The 19519-nt window shown below is 62.3% G+C and carries 17 protein-coding genes and 1 tRNA gene; 14 read left to right on the top strand and 4 right to left on the bottom strand.

All coding sequences use genetic code 11. From position 1 onward, the window contains the following. Window position 1: 1 nt before the first annotated feature. From Q0K12_RS03675 to Q0K12_RS03665, 3 genes are all read left to right on the top strand, one after another. On the top strand, window positions 2-1435 hold the full coding sequence (locus Q0K12_RS03675) for a sodium:solute symporter family protein (protein WP_297260427.1): 1434 nt from the start codon (window positions 2-4) through the stop codon (window positions 1433-1435). Window positions 1436-1647: 212 nt separating this feature from the next. Beyond that, window positions 1648-2364 (top strand): aspartate/glutamate racemase family protein, encoded by a 717-nt coding sequence (locus Q0K12_RS03670; protein ID WP_297260426.1) that lies wholly within the window; start codon window positions 1648-1650, stop codon window positions 2362-2364. Between the two features lie 198 nt (window positions 2365-2562). After that, window positions 2563-3492, top strand: coding sequence for a CapA family protein (locus Q0K12_RS03665; protein ID WP_297260425.1), 930 nt, complete (start codon window positions 2563-2565; stop codon window positions 3490-3492). Window positions 3493-3803: 311 nt separating this feature from the next. Here the strand turns inward: Q0K12_RS03665 and Q0K12_RS03660 are convergent, their stop codons facing one another. From Q0K12_RS03660 to Q0K12_RS03650, 3 genes are all read right to left on the bottom strand, one after another. Next, window positions 3804-4307 (bottom strand): MucR family transcriptional regulator, encoded by a 504-nt coding sequence (locus tag Q0K12_RS03660; RefSeq protein WP_297260424.1) that lies wholly within the window; start codon window positions 4305-4307, stop codon window positions 3804-3806. A 512-nt stretch (window positions 4308-4819) separates the two neighbouring features. Further along, a complete protein-coding gene (gene tsaA / locus Q0K12_RS03655; protein WP_297260423.1) occupies window positions 4820-5317 on the bottom strand; it encodes a tRNA (N6-threonylcarbamoyladenosine(37)-N6)-methyltransferase TrmO in 498 nt (165 codons plus the stop codon). Between the two features lie 16 nt (window positions 5318-5333). Further along, the gene (locus tag Q0K12_RS03650; RefSeq protein ID WP_297260422.1) at window positions 5334-6017 is read right to left on the bottom strand and encodes a phenylalanine--tRNA ligase beta subunit-related protein; all 684 of its coding nucleotides are present in this window, start codon (window positions 6015-6017) and stop codon (window positions 5334-5336) included. Window positions 6018-6322: 305 nt separating this feature from the next. Between Q0K12_RS03650 and pgl the strand changes: the two genes are divergently transcribed. The 4 genes from pgl to Q0K12_RS03630 all read left to right on the top strand — a co-directional run bounded on the left by pgl (window position 6323) and on the right by Q0K12_RS03630 (window position 9793). Next, on the top strand, window positions 6323-7069 hold the full coding sequence (gene pgl, locus Q0K12_RS03645; RefSeq protein WP_297260421.1) for a 6-phosphogluconolactonase: 747 nt from the start codon (window positions 6323-6325) through the stop codon (window positions 7067-7069). A 75-nt stretch (window positions 7070-7144) separates the two neighbouring features. Continuing rightward, window positions 7145-7651, top strand: coding sequence for an adenylyl-sulfate reductase subunit beta (aprB, locus tag Q0K12_RS03640; protein ID WP_297260420.1), 507 nt, complete (start codon window positions 7145-7147; stop codon window positions 7649-7651). After that, window positions 7648-9639 (top strand): adenylyl-sulfate reductase subunit alpha, encoded by a 1992-nt coding sequence (gene aprA, locus Q0K12_RS03635; protein ID WP_297260419.1) that lies wholly within the window; start codon window positions 7648-7650, stop codon window positions 9637-9639. The genes aprB and aprA overlap by 4 nt, the downstream gene beginning before the upstream one ends. Before the next feature lie 78 nt (window positions 9640-9717). After that, a tRNA-Ala gene (locus tag Q0K12_RS03630) sits at window positions 9718-9793 on the top strand. 224 nt (window positions 9794-10017) lie between these two features. Here Q0K12_RS03630 and Q0K12_RS03625 read toward each other — a convergent pair. Next, complete coding sequence (locus Q0K12_RS03625) at window positions 10018-12264, bottom strand: sigma 54-interacting transcriptional regulator (RefSeq protein ID WP_297260418.1); 2247 nt, start codon at window positions 12262-12264, stop codon at window positions 10018-10020. Here Q0K12_RS03625 and Q0K12_RS03620 point away from each other — a divergent pair. The 7 genes from Q0K12_RS03620 to Q0K12_RS03590 all read left to right on the top strand — a co-directional run bounded on the left by Q0K12_RS03620 (window position 12160) and on the right by Q0K12_RS03590 (window position 19287). Beyond that, window positions 12160-12750 (top strand): aldehyde dehydrogenase family protein, encoded by a 591-nt coding sequence (locus Q0K12_RS03620; RefSeq protein ID WP_297260435.1) that lies wholly within the window; start codon window positions 12160-12162, stop codon window positions 12748-12750. The two genes, Q0K12_RS03625 and Q0K12_RS03620, sit on opposite strands and share 105 nt — an antisense overlap. 36 nt (window positions 12751-12786) lie before the next feature. Beyond that, window positions 12787-14460 carry a thiamine pyrophosphate-binding protein gene (locus tag Q0K12_RS03615; RefSeq protein ID WP_297260417.1) on the top strand — a complete coding sequence of 558 codons (1674 nt, stop codon included), beginning with the start codon at window positions 12787-12789 and terminating at the stop codon, window positions 14458-14460. Between the two features lie 66 nt (window positions 14461-14526). After that, a complete protein-coding gene (locus Q0K12_RS03610; protein ID WP_297260416.1) occupies window positions 14527-15477 on the top strand; it encodes a tripartite tricarboxylate transporter substrate binding protein in 951 nt (316 codons plus the stop codon). 61 nt (window positions 15478-15538) lie between these two features. Then, window positions 15539-16501, top strand: coding sequence for a 3-hydroxyacyl-CoA dehydrogenase NAD-binding domain-containing protein (locus tag Q0K12_RS03605; protein WP_297260415.1), 963 nt, complete (start codon window positions 15539-15541; stop codon window positions 16499-16501). A gap of 1 nt (window position 16502) precedes the next feature. Then, window positions 16503-16958, top strand: coding sequence for a tripartite tricarboxylate transporter TctB family protein (locus Q0K12_RS03600; protein ID WP_297260414.1), 456 nt, complete (start codon window positions 16503-16505; stop codon window positions 16956-16958). Between the two features lie 2 nt (window positions 16959-16960). Beyond that, entirely contained in the window at window positions 16961-18463 is a 1503-nt protein-coding gene (locus Q0K12_RS03595) for a tripartite tricarboxylate transporter permease (RefSeq protein ID WP_297260413.1), read from the top strand. Window positions 18464-18495: 32 nt separating this feature from the next. Next, window positions 18496-19287 carry an SDR family NAD(P)-dependent oxidoreductase gene (locus Q0K12_RS03590; RefSeq protein WP_297260412.1) on the top strand — a complete coding sequence of 264 codons (792 nt, stop codon included), beginning with the start codon at window positions 18496-18498 and terminating at the stop codon, window positions 19285-19287. The last annotated feature ends 232 nt before the right edge of the window (window positions 19288-19519 follow it).

Here is a 19519-nt window from a genome sequence, read left to right as displayed (position 1 = left end):
CATGCCCATTCATTGGCTAGACTATTCCATCATCATCCTTTACTTTTTCGTGATCGTCTACATCGGCTGGTGGTCCATGCAGAAAGTTTCCAGCTTTGACGATTATGCCGTGGCCGGTCGCGGCATGCCGCTCGCCATCTTCTTTGCGGCCATCGCCGCCACTCTCTGCGGGGGCGGCGCCACCATCGGTCGCGTGGCCTATATGCACACCACGGGCGTCGTGGTCTTTGCCGGGCTCATGGGCGTGGTCATCAATCAGATCATTTCCGGCCTCTGCATTGCCGGACGTGTCCATTCCATCCCCAACGTCTACACGGTGGGCGACCTCTGCGGCATGTATTACGGCCGGGCCGGCCGCCTCGTTTCCAGCGTCGTCTGTTTTCTGTTCTGTCTCGGCCTGTTCGGCGTGCAGATCCTGGCCATGGGGGCCATCCTGCAGACGGCCACCGGCATAGACCTCATCCCGGCGGCGCTCATCTCCTCCGCCATCACACTGGCCTATACCTGGGCCGGCGGCATGCTGGGCGTCACCATGACCGACGCCATCCAGTACGTCATCATTGTTGTGGGGGTGAGCCTCTGCGGCTATCTGGGCATCGAGCGGGCCGGCGGCTATGACGCCATGATCGCTCAACTCCAGTCCATGCCGCAGTATGTGAACAACCTCAAGCCCTTTGCCGACTGGGGCGTCATCCAATTCGCCGGCCTGTTCTTCGGCTTCCTGTTCGGGGAATTCTGCGCCCCCTACTTCATCCAGCGCTATGCCTCCACCAAGTCCGCCAAGGACAGCAAGACCGGCGTGCTCATCTTCTCGGTACACTGGCTCTTCTTCCTCGCCACCACCGCGGGCATCGGCCTTGCCTCCATGGCCCTGCAACCCGACGTCAAGCCCGACCTGGCCTTCACCAACCTCATCCGCGACGTGCTGCCCATCGGCGTCACCGGCATTGTGCTGGCGGCCCTGCTGGCGGCGGTCATGTCCAGCGCCGCGGCCTTCATCAATACGGCCAGCGTCGCCTATACGCGCGACATCTATAACAAGTTCATCCATCCCGGCGCGTCGCAACAGGAGATGCTGCGTCAGTCCCGGCTGTCCACCCTGCTGGTTGGCGGCGGCGCCATCGTCGTAGCCATCCTCTTCCAGGATGTTTTCGGCCTCATGCTCTACATCTTCAAGTTCTGGCCGTCCACCGTGCTGCCGCCGCTGCTGCTGGGCATCTTCTGGGGCAAGGTCTCGCCCCGTGCCGGCGCGCCGGCCATGGTCGTCGGCGGTCTGGCCTTCCTCATCTGGAGCGACAAGATCCTCGGCGAACCCTTCGGCATCCCGGCCAACCTTGTGGGCATCGGCCTGAACTGCCTGACGCTCTTCCTCGTCCACCAGATGACCAAGCGGTCCGTGCCGACCTCCGGCGCCTATGCCCCCGAAGTTCTGTAGGAGACGCTCACCATGCACGAATTCTTCAAGATATTCATCCTGCTTTCCTTTGCCCTCAATATTGCCTGCGGTGTCTGGGTCCTTTTCGGCATCCTTCAATGGATACGCGAGCTGAAGCACAAGACCCGGTAGAAGAGGCAAGGGGAGCGCCGCTGACGCCTCTTGCGGCGCTCCCCCGCTTTTCCCCATCACTGTGACAGGAGAAAACCAGCATGATCCTTCAGGGCGGAAAACTCTACTACGACACTCCGGTCGGCATCCTTTGTCTGGATTCGCAATTCCCCAAACCGCGCGGCCATCTGCGTAATCCGCTGACCTATCCTTTCCCCACGGTGCAATATCTCATCCGCGGCGTGGACGTGCCCCGCATGCTCTTCAACCCCACGCCGGAACTCATCGAACCCTTTCTGGAAGGCGCGCGCGAGCTGGAACGTCAGGGCGTACTGGCCATTGCCGGCTCCTGCGGCTTCATGGCCCGCTTCCAGCAGCGCATAGCGGCCGAAGTGCGGATACCGGTGCTGCTTTCCAGCCTTGTGCAGCTGCCTCTTCTGCGCCTCCTGCACGGTGAGAGCGCACGCATCGGCGTACTGACCGCCAGTGCGGCCTCCCTGACGCAGGATCACTTCGGCAACTGCATGACCGACATGCAAAGCGTCCGCATCCAGGGCATGGAGCACAATCCCGAATTTGCCGAGACCATCCTGCAAAGCAAGCGCACCAGCCTTGACCTGGACCGCCTGCAAAAGGAAGTCGTGGACACGGCCGCCGCCTTTGCCGCCGCGCAAAAGCTGGATGCCCTCCTGCTGGAATGCACGGATCTGTCCGCCTTTGCCGCGCCGGTGCAGCGGGCCGTCCAGATTCCGGTCTATGACATCAATACGCTGGTGGCCTATGCGGCCTCGGCTGTCGTCCGCCACGACTACCTGTAAACCACGCACGCCATCGGGCGGCGGATGCCCCCTTTCGCCCCCGTCCTCCAACGGCTTTTCCGTTCATGCGGAAAAGCCTTTTTCGTACAAAAAGAAACTTGCCTTGTCCGGGCAAGTGTGCAACAGCAGAGACGTTCACTGCACCCGAAGGCTCTTTCCCGAGAAAGCCGCGTCCCCTCACCCTTGTGTCCGGTCGCCATGCCCTACCCCTGCCGCCACGTCTGTCTCCTGCTGATCGCTTTCCTCCTTCTGGGCTCCTGCCCCGCGCACGCGCGCTATCTGGAGATCCTGGCCGCCGGGGACGTGACCCTTGGCGGCGGCATGCGGGATGCGCCCATGCCCTCCCGGCTTTTCGCTCCGGAGACCCGCCGCCGCATCGAGCAGGCGGACGTTTTTCTCTGGAACTGCGAAAATGCCGGCCCGGCCTCGCTTTCCAAGGAAAATCTCTACATCTTCCATGCCGACGACGCGCTTTTTCCGCACATGCGCTTTGCCAACGGCGCGGCCTGCACGGCCAACAACCATGTATTCGACGGCTACGAGGAAGGGGCCCTGAATCTTCTGCACATGCTGGAACAGAGCGGCATCGACCATAACGGCCTGCACCTGCGCGACCGTTACGCACCGCTGCCGCTGGCGCCCGGCAGCCCGGTGCCGGTCTATCTGCTCACCGGCTCCCCCATGTCCCAGATCGGGAGCGGCCCGCAGATCGCGACCCTGAATTATCCCCAGCTGCGCGAGTGGATACATACGCTGCGGCAGGCCGTGCCTGAAAGCCTCATCATCGTCTATTCACATGACGGCCAGGAAGGACAGCTTGAGCCCACCCTCCGGCAGCGTCAGTGGGCGAACGTCTTTGCCGCGGCCGGGGCCGACGTGGTGCTGTTCGCGCACAGCCATCTGTACGGCGGCGTGGAGATCCTGTGGGACAGCCCGCGCAGGACGCTGGTCGCCTGGAGTCTGGGCAACTTTCTTTTTGGCGGCAATCGCCGCTGGAAGAATCATGGGGACGTCCGCCTGCTGCGCGTCCGCGTCGATCTGACGGACGGCAGCAAGGACGCGGTATGGCTTCTGGGGCATACGAGCAACTGGCAATATGCCTTCTATCCGGCTCGCGGCAGTCAGTAGCCTTGTTTTCAGGGCCTGCCGTCAGCGGACGGCGGGACGGTGCTCTCCGGCATCGGGATGCGGCGGCCTGTGCGGGGCATGCGCGGATGTGTGCGTAAAGTGTGCCGGCAGCACATGAGCGGCCTGTTTTTGTGCTGATCGTTTGCCCAGGCCCCACCCTTCCCCGGCGTGTTTTTACCGGGGGAAGAGTCAGGGACAAGAGGCACGCCAGCCTCAAAAGGCAAGCGAATCCATCTTATATATTGAAATTGTTTACAAAATATATTGACAGGCCCGAGAGCCCCCTCAGGAAACGATGATGCCTCCAGAGGCTAGGAGGCGCTTTCTTCCTTTTCCCTCAGGTTCTTCATGCGTACCTGCTGGGCCCGCTGCACGTTGTGCAGCATCTTGCGCTCGAAGTTCCCGGACATGAGCTTCTGATCTTCGGCGTAACCGCACAGCTTCTTATATTCTTCCACGCTGATGTCATGCTGCGCCAGATGACGGGAGGTCAGCGAGGAACTTTCCTTACCGCAGAGACAGCACTTGATGAAGTCGTCCGTTATGGCTTCTTCCGGCTTGCAGACAAGATCCTTGCGGCCCGCTTTTTTCCGCTTGGGGGCTTCCGGCATCTTTTCCGCTTCCGGCGCGGAAGCTTCCGCCCCGCCTTCCGGACTGGCCGCGGCACTGTCGCCCGCCTGCCTGTCCGTCAGACGACGCTCGATATCCATGCTCATGCGTTTGGCGATCTCGTACTGCGACATGATAAATTCAATAGGTTGATCATTGAACCTGCCAAATACGGCGTTCAGGATGTCCTTGTCTTCAAGAGCCATACTCTCTTCTCCTTATAGTTTTTCACAGACTTGCATATCATAGTATAAAGCTCAAGTTTTTTTTGCCTGACTACGGCACGCTCCCGCAGCAGTTTCTTTCTGGCCGAGCAAAAAGTTGAGCGCATGGAAAAAGCTTTTTTATTGCGCGCACCATCAAGACAGACACTTCCCACCCCAAAAAAACGCAAAAAGCTGCTCCCGGCATGGCGAAATGCCGTCACACGTATTTTTTTCTTTATTGTTGATATGCTTTCTTTTTAGAGCATTTCCAGTTTGAAACGCTTTGCGTTTCAAACCATACGGCCTGGCGTTTCGCGGAAAAAGCGCGGTTTTTCCGCCCACTCTCGGCCGGGCGGCGCTGTGCCGCCGCCTCGCATTCCACCTTTTTCAAAGGTGAAATACTCTAAAAACCGTGGATGCGCCGACGCAGACCGCGCCATGACGCCGCAGGCATCACGCCCGACCCTCTGCCCAGGCAGGCACGACGGACGGCCCGGCCTGCGGACAGAGGATCATACCTTTGCAGGGGAAGGACAGTCGCGGCGGCCAAGGACACGGGCCTCCGCCTCATCCACCTCGTCCTGCCAGCCGTTGCGCGTTTCGGTCAGGCAGTCGAAGCGGCGCGAGTACGGCTTGATGTCCAGCAGAGGCGTGCCGTCCAGGATGTCCAGCGCCCCCACATGCAGGATGTTGCCCTCCACCCGCAGGAGGGGCACGATGCTCATGCCGATGGGATTGGGACGGCAGGGCGCGCGCGTGGCGAAGACGCCGCGCTCCACATCCTGCAGAAAGGGCTTGACCGCAAGGCGCGGCTCCCCCGCCCGGTCGAGGACATAGAGCAGATAGATGTGCGAATAGCCGTCCAGATCCCGCAGACCGGCGGCAAAGGCCGGAAAGACCTCCACCGTGCCGGGAAAATCGGCGGCGTATATGGGCTGCACGGGCGTCTGCCCGGGCACATGATGACGGCTGTGGATGATGCCGATGGCCTGGAAGGAAAACGGCTGCATGGCGTTCCCCTCCGCTTCAGCAGCCCTCTCCCTGCACGATGAACGGCGCGACCAGGGGACGGCTTTCCGTGTACACGGCAAAGTGGCGAGCCGTCAGGGCCAGGGCCTCTTCCAGCTGCGTCCGCGTGGAGAAGCCGTAGATGACGGTCAGGCAGGCCGCCGTCGTCCCGGTGATCATGGCCCGTGTGGAGTCGCTGGTGGCCCCGCCGAACGGGCCCCGCTCATCCACGAGCAGCGGCAGGCGGTGCAGGTCGATGCTGTCCTTGCCGATGCCGGTGTACACTTCGCCTTCACGCCCCAGCCGCAGCACGATATCGCCGCTGATGGCGTTGAGATCGTAGGAACCTATGGAAAAGCCCGTTTCCAGAGAGGCCAGGTTGTTGGCGTCCACGATGCTGTTGATGCGGTAGAGCTCCTTGCCCTGCCGGATGCGGCGGTACAGGGATTCGGAAGAGATGCGGTAGCGGCCGGGGTCCTTGCCGAAAGCCTTGTAGGCGGCGCGGGATTCGCTCAGATTAGGGATATCCGCCAGCGGCGTCTCTTCGAGCATATGCCGCAGGAAGGGCGCCGTCACCTCGCCCAGATAAGTCTGCAGATCCTCGCGGGAGGGCTCCACCGTCACCATGTGGGCCAGGCAGCCCAGACGCGTATGCGGACAGCGTTCCAGCAGGGCGGGATCGATATGAATGACGGGCAGCATCGGCATCTCCTGAAAAAGCGGGCAGCAGTGAGGGATTCAGGCCGCAAGCCCCGTAGCGGTACGGCATGCGTGCCGGCGCGGGCGCAGCCTTCTCCGTTCTTTTACGTTATCGGCAACATGGCTTCAACAAAAAATACGCCGCCGCGGGGCCGGAGCGCGTACGGCACGGCCACGCCCGCCGGCGCGGCCAGCTCCCCTCTTCGGGCCCGCAATGCCGCGGATGCGCCGGGAAAACGTCACAAAAAAGCCTTTTCTCCGCATCCGGGCTATGGCATACTCCCTCCGTAAAAGAAGGAGTCCCCCTTATGCAAGCTCGCAGCCGTTCCATACATCTTTCCGTGCACATCCATAAAAATCCGGCAGCCATGGCCGAACGCGCCGCGCATATCCTTGCCGCCGCCTGTGAAGAGGCGGTGAGCGAGCGCGGCGTCTTCAAGATCGCCCTCTCCGGGGGGCAGACCCCCATCCCGCTCTTCCGCCTGCTGACCGCCAATGACTGGGCGGATCGCCTGCCGTGGGACAAGATCACCTTTTTCTGGGTGGATGAACGCTGCGTCGGCCCGGATCACCCGGAAAGCAATTACGGCCTTGCCCGGCGCGAAATGCTCTCCCATCTGCCGGTGACGCACTTTTTCCGCATGCGCGGCGAACTTGACCCCGTCAAAGCCGCCACCATGTATGAAGAACAGATCCGCGCCGATTTCAATATCGGCCCCACGGAGATCCCCCGTTTCGACTTCATGCTGCTGGGCGTCGGAGACGACGGGCATACGGGCTCCATCTTCCCCAATTCTCCCGCGCTCCTGGAGCGCAGACGCCTGGTCATCGACCAGTATGTGCCGGAACGCAAGGCCGACCGCCTGACGCTGACCCTGCCCGTCATCAACAATTCCCGCTGCTGCATGTTCCTCGTCACCGGCAAGGAAAAGCATGCCGTGCTGAGCAAGACGCTCAACCTGCTGGATGAGCCGACCTTGCCCGCCCAGTTCGTGCGGCCCAGCGTCGGGGATCTCATCTGGGTCGTGGACGAGGCCGCAGCCACCGGAGAATAGACGACAACCGTGTTTCCCCTTTCCGTGCGCCCATGACGGGGCGCATCCAAAGGATCTTTTGCAACAGGAGCCGCCATGCCGACTTATGTCGATCCCGCCAAGTGCGACGGCTGCAAGGGTGGTCAACGCACCGCCTGCATGTACGTCTGCCCCAATGACCTCATGCTGCTGGACAGCACGAGCATGAAAGCCTTCAATCAGGAACCGGACGCCTGCTGGGAATGCTATTCCTGCGTCAAGATCTGCCCGCAGGGCGCCATTTCCGTCCGCCCCTATGCGGACTTCGCCCCGCTGGGCGGCGTCTGCCTGCCCTTGCGCGGTTCGCAGCAGATCTCCTGGACCGTCCGCTTCCGCAACGGTCTGCAGAAACGTTTCAGCTTCCCCATCCGCACCACGGCTGAAGACTCCATCGAAGCGCCCGCGCCCCTGGCCCAGGACGCCTCGCTGGAAGACAATCGCCTGAGTACGGAAGAAGCGCCCGCTGCCGCTCTCGCCCCTGCCGCTCCCGTCCGCGCCACGGTCAGCGAGCCGGACAGGCAGCGCATTTTTCGCACGCACACCCCCCGCCTGGAGGACGCATGAGCAACGCACAACACCAGCAGGCCGGTCTGCCGCTGGCCAATCCCGACATTGTCGAACACGATCTGGATATCCTCATCATCGGCGGCGGCATGGGCGCCTGCGGCGCCGCCTACGAAGCCGTCCGCTGGGGTGACCGCCACGGTCTGAAAATGCTCATGGTGGACAAGGCCGCGCTGGAACGCAGCGGCGCGGTGGCGCAGGGCCTGTCCGCCATCAATACCTATCTGGGCGACAACAGCCCGGAAGACTATGTGCGCATGGTGCGTACCGACCTCATGGGCCTTGTGCGGGAAGACCTCATCTTTGACGTGGGCCGCCATGTGGACGACTCCGTCCATCTTTTCGAGGACTGGGGCCTGCCCTGCTGGATCAAGGGGGATGACGGCCACAACCTGGACGGCGCCGAGGCCAAGGCTGCCGGGAAATCCCTGCGCAAGGGCGACAAACCCGTCCGCTCCGGCCGCTGGCAGATCATGATCAACGGCGAGTCCTACAAATGCATCGTGGCGGAAGCCGCCCGCAAGGCCCTGGGACCGGAGCGCATCCTTGAGCGCGTCTTCATCGTCCGGCTCCTGACGGACAAGGACAATCCCGGACGCATCGCCGGCGCGGTGGGCTTCAATGTCCGCCGCAACGAGGTGCATGTCTTCCGGGCAAAGGCCGTCCTGCTGGCCGCCGGCGGCGCGGTGAACGTCTACCGTCCCCGCTCCTGCGGCGAAGGGCTGGGCCGGGCCTGGTATCCCGTCTGGAACGCCGGTTCCACCTACGCCATGAGCGCCCAGATCGGCGCGGAAATGACCATGATGGAAAACCGCTTCGTCCCGGCGCGCTTCAAGGACGGCTACGGCCCCGTGGGGGCGTGGTTCCTGCTGTTCCGGGCCAAGGCCGTCAATGCCCTCGGCGAGGACTATTGCGTGACCAACAAGGCCATGCTGCGTCCCTATGAGGAACGCGGTTACGCCCGCGGCCATGTGGTGCCCACCTGTCTGCGCAACCATATGATGCTGCGCGAGATGCGCGAAGGGCGCGGCCCCATCCTCATGGATACCCGCACGGCCCTGCGCAGCACCTTTGCCACCCTGGACGAAAAACAGCAGAAGGCGCTGGAAAGCGAAGCCTGGGAAGACTTTCTGGACATGTGCGTGGCGCAGGCCAACCTCTGGGCCAGCACCAACACCGCGCCGGAAGAACGCGGTTCGGAGATCATGCCCACCGAGCCCTATCTGCTGGGTTCGCATTCGGGTTGCTGCGGCATCTGGGTCTCCGGCCCGGATGAGGACTGGGTGCCCGCGGAATACAAGATCCGGGCCGCCAACGGCAAGGTCTACAACCGCATGACCACCATCGAGGGCCTGTTCACCTGCGGCGACGGCGTGGGCGCTTCCGGACACAAGTTCTCCTCCGGTTCGCATGCCGAAGGCCGCATCGCCGGCAAGCAGATGGTGCGCTGGTGCGTGGACCATCCCGGCGAAGCGCCCGTGCCCGCGCAGACGCCGCAGGCCCTGGCCGACATGATCTATGCGCCGTGGCGCACCTTCGAGACCTACAAGGACGCCACCACCGACGTGGAGGTGAATCCTCACATGCTCACGCCCCGTCACTTCATGCTGCGGCTCATGAAATGCACGGACGAATACGGCGGCGGCGTCTCCACCTTCTACATCACCTCGCAGGCCATGCTGGAGCGGGGCTTCGAGCTGCTGGACATGCTGGAGGAGGACTCCGCGCGTCTGGCGGCCCGCGACCTGCACGAACTGCTGCGCTGCTGGGAGAACTACCATCGCCTCTGGACCGTCCGCCTGCACATGCAGCACATAGCCTTCCGCGAGGAGACCCGCTACCCCGGCTTCTACTACCGCAGCGACCACATGCCGCTGGACGACGCCGCGTGGAAGTGCTTCGTCAACTCCGTCCATGATCCGAAAAGCGGTGAGACGCGCCTCTTCAAGCGGCCCTACATCCAGCTCGTTCCCGAGGCGAACGGCTAGCCGCAGGAGATGGCGGGAAAAAAGATTGACATGTTCCCGCATTTCGGCTAAATGACGTTCTTGTGTGAACGCACGAAAGGGGAAGTAGCTCAGCTGGGAGAGCATCGCCTTCGCAAGGCGGGGGTCGGGAGTTCAAGTCTCCTCTTCTCCACCAGAATGCACAAGGGGCCACGGTCAACGCCGTGGCCCCTTTTTCCTTGCATCCGCACTGCCGTGCCGGGCGTGCGCCGCCTTGCTCCCTCCCCTTCCGCAAAGGCGCAGATCAGCCTGCCCTCTCTCCTTTCGACCGCGCCTCCCGCGCCCTCCTCCGCTTTCCGCGCAGGTGGCTCAGTCCCTTTCCAGCACGGCGCAGGACGCGGCGGGCGGCTTCCGCCCCGGCTATGAGCCGTTTTTCAGGCCAAGTTCCTTTATCTTGGCATAGAGGCTGGACTTGCTGATGCCGAGGATCTCCTGCGCGCTCTTTTTCCCGGTTATCCTGCCCTGCGTTTTTTTGACGACGTAGGCAATGTATTTCCGACAAAGTTCCTGCAGCGTCGGCAGTTCCTCAAAGAAGGATTCCGGCGATTCTTGCGGCACCTCGGACGGCTTCTGCACCTGCTCGTTCCCGATGTAGAATCTGAGCGGCCCCCCCTTGCTCAGGATGACGGCCCGTTCGACCACATTCTTCATTTCCCGGATGTTTCCGGGCCATGAGTAGCGCTTGAACATGTCCACCATCTCGGCGGTGACCGGCGGGAAGGAACAGCCGTAGCGGACGGAAAACTCGTCGATGAACAGGTTCAGCAGATCGGGGATGTCCTCCGGCCTGTCGCGCAGGGGAGGGATGATGATGGGGATGACGGAAAGCCTGTAATAAAGGTCTTCACGGAAATTGCCCTTCTGCACCTCCTTGCGCAAGTCTCTGTTGGTCGCGGCGACAAGACGGAAATGCGAGGTGATGAACCGCGTCCCGCCCACGCGCATGAACTTGTGCGTCTGCAGAACCCGCAGGAGCTTTGCCTGAAAGGACAAGGGGATCTCCCCCACTTCGTCGATGAAGAACGTCCCGTTGTTCGCCAGTTCGAAAAGCCCGATCTTCTGTCGTGTGGCTCCGGTGAACGCCCCTTTTTCGTATCCGAAAAATTCGCTCTCAAACAGAGATTCCGGGGTACAGGCCGGATGTACGGGCACAAAGGGCCCCCTTCGGCCGCTGTACTCGTGGATCCTGTTGGCCAGGACCTCTTTCCCCACGCCCGTTTCCCCGAGTATGAGGATGGAGGCGTCGGACTGCGCCGCATGCCGTGCCTGCTCAAGCGGGATGTGCATGCCGCGGCTGTTGTCATAATGCCTTTCGGAAAAGCTGATCGCGGAAAGATCGGGCGGACAGCTCGATTCTTCCGTCTGTTCCTTGAGGGAAAGCCTGTCGAAGCGCTCATACAGACGGTAGCAGTCCCGCAGTTCCCTGATGAGGCGCGCACGCTGCTTTTCTTCAAGACTGATGAAGCTCCCCGCCAGCAGCGTGCTCGAAAGGATGCAGCACAGGGTGCGCTCGCCCGTCTTCAGGGGGAGGACAAGGGAGATCCTGCCGGCATCCGAAAGCAGCAGGGCCTTGCCGGACGCGACGTCCGCATGGATGCCCTCCCGCGCAAAATGCGACAGGCTGCTTTCAAAATCGGCTTTGGAGATGTTCACGCCCTGCAAAAAGCAGGGAGCGCCGCCAGCGGGGAACTCCGCCAGCAGGCCGCACTCCGCGCCAAGATAGCGCTGCACCGTACAGAGGATGTCCCGCCGCATGGACTCAAAAGATGATGCGTACCGTATATTGTACAGCTTTTCCAGACAGATGCGCATTTTCTTCTGAACGTTTTCCGCGATGACGCAGCCTTTCCATGCACAGTCGCTGCGGCCTTCGTCCCCCCAGATCTCCGCACAGGTGACGGCATAGCCGGCAAGGATCTCGTCCGACTCATGCCGGAGCTCGGCAGCTTCGCCTTGCCGGCCCAGCTGTTGATAGCATTGCGCAAGGACATGCAGGGTCTTGGCATATTCCCTTTCGTTCCCGGCCAGCTGAAACGCATCCCTGCTCGCATGCAGGCTGCCGACAGCTTCCGCGGGCTTGTTTTCCGCCAGCAGCATTTGCCCTTTTATCCTGTAGGCCATGCCGTGCAGATGCCTGTTCCCGGACTCGAGCACCAGGTTGAGTTCCTGAGCAAGCGGGAACCCGGGCAGATCCGGCAAACCCTCCACATGGTACAGATAGAGCAGCTCCAGCACCCAGGGAGCCGTATAGGAGAATCGCCCCAGGCCCAGCCGCTTTCTCTCCTCGATGCACGACGACAGGATCTTGTAGGAATACAGCATGCGGCCATTTTGGGCATGATAGAGCGCAAGGGCCCTCCATATCCACAAGTACAATTTTTGCGCGGGTTCGATGACGCCGTAGTTCATGCTCTGCACGATATGCTCGAGCGCCGCATCCAGCATGCCGATCTGCAGGAAGCAGATGCCCAGAACGGCATGCCACCAGATGGTGCCGTATGTATCCCCCTTCTGCCTCGCGGTATTGAGGCACGATATCGTCGTGCCCACGGCCTCCGGGAACAGGCCAAGATAGATGGCGGCCGGCGCTATGAAAAGCGGATACATTTCATCAAAATATTTGCATTTTACTATCTGATCGAACTGTCTTGCCCTGTCAAAGGCGATATAGGTCTTTTCAAAGCGCCGAGCATCTTCGACAACGTCGCCCCGGGCATGAGCATAGGCGACAAGGAGATCTTCGGCCCTGTGCTCTCCATCAAGCGCGTGCATGACTTTGAAGAAGGCCTCGCGCTCATGAATGCCAGCCCCTACGCCAACGGTTCCGTCATCTATACGCGGAGCGGCTTCCATGCGCGGGAATTTGCCCGCAGGACGCACGGCGGCATGGTCGGCGTCAATGTCGGCATCCCTGTGCCTGTGTGCTCCTTCGGCTTTACGGGACACAAGCGCAGCTTCTTCGGCTCGCTGCATGTCATGGGCATGGACGGCGTCCGCTTCTACACGGAACTGAAGAACGTCACGGCCACCTGGTTCAGGGAAGACGGCGGCAAGGTGGACACCTGGGACGGCATGCTCCCCACGGCCAGATAACCCGCCACACGCAACCATCTACAAGAGGATACAGTCATGTCCATCGAAAAAATGCAAAAGGGTTCGGAATACATGGCGGAAACGCTGCACGCGTACGGCATCACGCACGTCTTCCTCATGGAAGCCATCCTGCGGCATACGCTCGTGGAGCTGGAGCGGATCGGCGTGCGGCGCATCGTGGCCCACTCGGAAAAGGGCGCGGCCTACATGGCGGACGGCTACGCGCGTGCGGGCAGGAAGCCCGGCGTCTGCATGAGCCAGTCCGTGGGCGCCGCCAACCTGTCCGCCGGCCTGCAGGACGCCTACCTCGCCAGCTCGCCCGTCATCGCCATCACCGGCAGGAAAGCGCCGGAATTCCAGCACAGGCACAGTTATCAGGAACTGGATCACGGCCCCCTTTTCGCCGCGGTGACCAAGTACAACGTCTTTGCCTCGGCTCCCGAGCTGGTCCCCATGTATCTGCGCCAGTGCTTCCGCGAGGCGACCAGCGGCCGCCCCGGCCCGGTGCATCTTGACGTCACCAACCATGCCGGCGCCTTCCTGGACAAGTGCAAGACGAACTTCGACGCCACGGCGGAACCGCAGTATGCCCGCGTGCCCGCCATGCGGCCCCTGCCGGATCCCGACGCCGTCCGCAAGCTGGCGGACGTCATCCGCGCGGCGCAGCGTCCGTTGCTGGTGGTCGGCAACGGGGCCAATATCTCCGGCGCGCATGACGAGACCCGCGCGCTGGCGGATCTCGGCCTGCCCGTGGCCTCTTCCGTGGACGGCAAGGGCCTGCTGCCGGACAGCCATCCCCTCTACCTCGGCCCCGTCGGGGACTACAACCGCAAGTGCGCCAACGACATGATCAAGCGGGCGGACCTTGTGGTCTACGTCGGGTGCAGCGTCAATGACCAGCTGACCCTGGACTGGACGCTGCCGCCGCGCGGCGTCCGCATCGCCCAGATCGACATCAGCCCCGAGGAACTGGGGCGCAACATCCCCAACTGCGCGAGCGTGCTTGGCGACGCCAAGCTGTCCATGGCCGCACTGGTCCAGACGCTTGAAGGCTGGCGGGCCCCCACCGCCTGGACGGCCGAGGCCGAGGCGGCCCTGACGGACTGGCTGCGGCGGCATGCGGCCCGTCTGACCAGCAACGCCGTGCCCATCCTGACGGACAGGCTCTGCCAGGACCTGTCGGACTTCCTGCCGCAGGACAGCGTCGTGGTGGCGGATACGGGATTCTCCTCCATCTGGACGGGCGCTTTCGTCCGCTTCCTCAAGCCCGGCCAGCGCCTGATCAGGGCCACCGGCGGCTCCCTGGGCTGGAGCTTCCCGGCCTCGCTCGGGGCCAAGTGCGCCCTGCCCGACAGGCCGGTATTCTGTTTTACCGGCGATGGCGGCTTCTGGTATCATCTCTGCGAAATGGAAACGGCCGCACGCCACAACATCAAGACCATCACCGTCCTCAACAACAACGGCGGCTTTGGTCAGTGCGCCGGGAAGGTGCGGCAGATCTATGCCGGCAAGGAAGGCAGGCCGGAAGATCTCTTCATGTTCCGCAACACGAACTTCACGCGCATCGCCGAAGAAATGGGCTGCATGGGCATTCGTGTTGAGCAGCCCGCGGACATCATCCCCGCCCTGGAAAAGGCGCTTGCCGCCGACAGGCCGGTCCTTGTGGAGGTCATCACCGATATCGCCTGCGATCCTCAGGAACAGGAGTAAGACGAACAAGGGAGCGGCGTCCCCCGGCGGACGCCGCCTCCCGCAACCCAGTCATGTGAGGTGAGCATGTTGAGAGTGATCAGTTGCATCTTCGGCGTATGCGCCCTTCTTTGCTCCCTGACGGCTCAGGCGCATGCGGCCTATCCGGAGCGCCCCGTGACCGTCATCGTGGGATTTGGGGCGGGAGGCGCCACGGACATCATGGGAAGAGCCTTTGCCGAACTGCTCGGCAAGGAACTGGGAGCGACATTCATCATCAAAAACGTGGCCGGGGCCGGCGGGACCATCGGCGCGGCGGAACTGGCCAAGGCCGATCCTGACGGCTACACGCTGGGTTATCTGCCTGTGGCGACCATGAGCTCGCAGCCCAACCTGCGCAAGCTCCCCTACAAGTGGAACGCCTTCACCCCCATCTGTCTTGTCACCAACAACCCCGTCGTCCTCGTCACCCATGCCAAGGCGCCCTGGAAGACCTTCCAGGAAGCCGTGGAACACCTGAAGCAGAATCCGGGCAAGTACTTCTTCACCAGCAGCAGCCCCGGCAGCTCTCCGCATATCAGCCAGCAGGCCCTGTTTGCCGCGCTCGGCCTCAAGGTCAACCACATGCCTTCCAAGGACTCCGGCAGCGCCATCCAGGCCCTCAATTCCGGCACCGTCCAGTTTTACGCCGACCCGCCCGTCATCATCCGTCAGTTCGGCCTCGTCGGCCTTGCGGTCTTCGGGGACAAGAAGCTGCCGGAATACCCCGACCTGCCCACCATGAAGGAACTGGGCATCAACGTGCCCGCCTTCACCGGCTGGCATGGCTTCTGGGGACCGGCCAACCTGCCCGCGGACGTGCTTTCCCGGCTTGAGGAAGCCGCGGCCAAGGTCATCGCCTCCGAAGAATTTCGCCAGCTCTGCGCCCGCACGGACATGCAGGCGAGCTATCTCAACTCCGCCGAGTTCACCAAGTTTTTTGAATCGGAATATGCGCTTTACAGCAAGTACGCCAAGGAATTCGGCCTGAAGAAGTGATCCGCCGGGCGGGAGCTCCGGCTCCCGCCCCCCCAAAACGCCTCAACCACAGGGAGCCACTATGTCACCCTTCAAGAAAGTCACGGTGTTCGGCGCGGGCGTCATGGGACATTCGCTGGCGCTGCTGCATGCACAGGCCGCGGAAGCCGTCTGTCTTGTGGATACCAGCCCCAGCGCGCTGCAGGCGGCCGCCCCGCTCATGCGCAACGCGCTGGAGACCCTTGATGCCGCGGGCGAACTGAAGGAAAGCCCCGCGCAGATCATGGAACGCATCAGCTTTCACGAGCATGCTGAAGACTGCCTGTCGGATACGGAACTTGTCATCGAGGCCATCAGCGAAAATCCCGACATCAAGCGCCGCTTTTTCGCCGGCCTGCCGTCCTGCGCGGCGGAAGGCACGCCCGGAGCTTCCGCGCTTGTGGCAAGCAATACCTCCACGCTGGATATCTTCGCCCTCGCGCCGGAGAGCCTGCATCCGCGGCTGTTTGCCGCGCATCATTTCGTGCCGCCGCACATCATCCCGCTTGTGGAGATCATCGGATCGCCCGCCGCCGGCGCGGGAGACCTGGAGCGACTGCAACGGCACTATCGCGCGGCGGGAGCCGTCCCCGTCCCCCTGAAGAAGTTCACGCCGGGCTTTGTCGTCAACCGGCTGCAGTTCGCCATCCATCAGGAAATGTTCAAGCTCATGGAAGAAGGTGTCGTGGATGCCGCCGAGCTCGACCTTGCGGTAAAGGCCAGCCTCGGCATCCGCATCGCGGCCCTGGGCATTGTCAAGCGTCTGGACTTCGCCGGTCTGGATCTCGTCCTCGGCAATATGCGCCGCCTCGGCTGCGAGCGGCTGCCCGCGCAGCTTCGCACGCTGGTGGAAGAAGGACATACCGGCATCAAGGCCGGACAGGGTTTCTACGACTACGGCCAGCGCACGGTGGAGGACATCTGCCGCAAGCGGGATGACGACATGCTGCGCATACGTTCCGTGCTGCGGGAACTCGGCCTGCTGGATCGTGAAGGGGAGGCATGAGATGACCTACAGGACACAGGAATACATCTTTTCCGCCATCATCCTGCTTTTCGGCTGCGGCCTCATGCTGCACACCTTTGATGAAAGCTATGCGGGCATGGCGCAGGACATCAGCGACGGCCCCATGCTCTTTCCGCGCATCCTGCTGACCGTCTGGATACTCTGCGCCGCGGGCATGCTCGTTCAGGCCCGCAAGAGCTGCGCGGAAAAAAGGATCTTCATGTGGGGCCGCGTCCTGGCCGGCCTTGCGGCGCTCTGCCTGTTCTCGCTCCTGCTCCCCTCCCTGGGGTTCATCGCGACGGGAACGATCTTTTTTATCAGCCTGGCCTGTATCCTCGGTTTTTCACGTCCGCTGCTGCTTGTGATCACGAGCGTCGTCTATGCCGTCTTTATCGATATGACATTTGAACATGTGCTGATGATTGCCCTACCATCCTTTAGTCTGTCGGGAGTCTGATCATGGAATACCTGATGTCAGGCATGGCGCTCATCATGACGGTGGGAGCGCTGAGCTGTCTTCTTATCGGCGTCGTCATCGGCGTCATCGTCGGGGCGCTTCCCGGTCTGGGGTCCGTTGTGGGCATCACCCTCTGCCTGCCCTTTACCTTCTCCATGGACAAGGTGTCGGCCATCGCCCTTCTGCTCGGCGTCTATGCCGGTTCCGTCTATGGCGGAAGCATCTCCGCCGTCCTCATCAATACGCCCGGCACGCCGGCATCCGCCGCCACCTGCTTTGACGGCTTCCCCATGGCCAAGTCCGGCCATTCCGAAAAGGCCCTTGGCTGGGCGACTATGGCCTCGGTCTTCGGCGGACTGTTTTCCTGCGCGGTACTGCTCTTCGCGGCGCCGCAGCTCGCCGCCCTGGCCATGAAGTTCGGGCCGGTGGAGACCTGCGCGCTGATCCTGCTGGGCCTGACCTGCATCTCCACCGTTTCGGAAAAAAGCCAGTTCAAGGGCATCTTCGCCGGCACGGTCGGCCTGATGCTGTCCATCGTCGGGCAGGACCCCATGACGGGCGACGAGCGCTTCACCTTCAACTTTTTCGCCCTGAGCGGCGGCATGGATCTCATCGCCGTGCTGGTAGGCATCTTCGCCCTGAGCGAGGTCTTCATCCGCATCGACATCGTGGTCCGTGAAAACGTCGGCAACATCATCAAGTGCAGCGGGCTCATCCTGCCGCGCCTCGCGGAATGGAAGGGACGCTTCGTCCTCCTGCTGAAGTCTTCCATCATCGGCTCGCTCATAGGCGTCCTGCCGGGCACCGGTTCCTCGGCCGCCGCCTTCATCAGCTACGGCGAGGCCAAGCGCACCTCTCCGCGCAAGGAGAATATGGGCAAGGGCGAGCCGGACGGCATCATCGCCCCCGAGGCGGCCAACAATGCCGTCACCGGCGGCGCGCTGGTGCCCTCCCTTGCTCTCGGCCTTCCCGGGGACGCCGTCACCGCCGTCATGCTGGCCACCCTGATCATGCATGGCGTCACGCCGGGCGTCCGGCTCATGGTCGACAGCCCCGACATCGTCTACAGCATCTTCATCGCCCTCTGCATCGCCAACCTGCTCCTGATCCCCATCGGCTATCTTGTCGCCAAGGGCTTCGCCTGGATGCTCAAGCTCCCGGAATCGCTGCTCCTCCCCATCATCTCCCTGCTCTGCCTCCTGGGCTCCTACAGTGTCCGCAACAGCTTTGTCGACCTGTGGACGACCGTGATCATGGGCTTCGTCGGCGTCATCTTCCGGTATTTCAAGATACCGCTTGCGCCTCTGGTCATCGGGCTCGTGCTCGGCATGCAGTTCGAGATCAGCCTGCGCCAGAGCCTCATCATCACCAACGGCAGCCTGCAAAGCATGATCTTTGACCATCCCATTGCCGCCGGCTTGATCGTGGCCGTCGTTTTCCTGCTTCTTGCCCCTGTCATCAAGAATATCCTGGGCAGGAAGAAGGAAGCTGCCGCGGAACAATAAGTCAACCATTCAACCTTGCTTTCGGAGGAACCATGTTTCTTGAAAACAGTGTCGCGGTCGTGACCGGCGGCGGTCAGGGTATCGGAAGAGACATCTCCCTTTGTCTTGCACGGCACGGGGCCAGCGTCGTCATTGCCGACATAAACGAACAGACATCGCTGGAGACGAAGCAACTCATCGAAAGCGCCTGTCATGCCAAAGCCCTCTGTCTGCACCTTGACGTCACGAACGAGGATTCCGTTGCCGACGGCTTCCGTGAGATAAAGAAGACCTTCGGGAAGCTGAACATCCTCGTCAACAACAGCGGCGTGGCAGGCCCCATGGGGCCCACGGAGAACATCTCCCTCGCGGCATGGCAAAAGGCCAACGCCATCAATCTGGACGGCGTCTTCCTCATGTGCAAGTACGGCATCCCGCTGCTGCGGGAGAGCTCTTCCGAACGGCAGGGGAACATCGTCAACATATCCTCGGTATCCGCCAAGCGCGCGCTGATCGAAAGAGCCTCCTACTGCTCGGCCAAGGCCGCCATCATCGGCCTGACCCGCTCGCTGGCCCTTGAGTGCGGCCAGTGGAACATCCGCGTCAATACCGTTTGTCCCGGGGCCGTCGACGGCCCGCGCCAGCGCATGATCATCCAGCATGCCGCGGAGGCGCAGCACCGGAACTTCGAGGATGTGGAACGCGAAAAGAAGCGGGCCTCGCCGCTGAACACCTTTGTCCCCCCAACGTCCATAGCCGATGTCGTCGCCTTCCTGTGCTCCGACGCCGCATCCATGATGACGGGGCAGGACATCAACGTCTCGGCAGGCGCCTGGATGTGCTGATCCGCTTTCCCCATAACGTGACCCACCCCATACGCCGGCAGGCAGGCCGCATGGAAATGCCCCTTGCCTGCCGGCATTTTGCCGCCATGCCGGATAGAGCATTTTGCCTTTGAAAAAGACAAGATGCGAGGCGGCGGCACAGCGCCGCCCGGCCCAAACCAAGCGGAAAAACCGCGTTTTTTCCGCGAAACGCCAGACCGTAGGAAAATGCTCTAAAAAGTCCGCGTCACCG

This window comes from uncultured Desulfovibrio sp., from assembly GCF_944324525.1.
Taxonomy (GTDB): domain Bacteria; phylum Desulfobacterota; class Desulfovibrionia; order Desulfovibrionales; family Desulfovibrionaceae; genus Desulfovibrio.
Note: the sequence above shows the minus strand (reverse complement) of the source record. Positions and strands in the feature narration are given on the sequence as shown.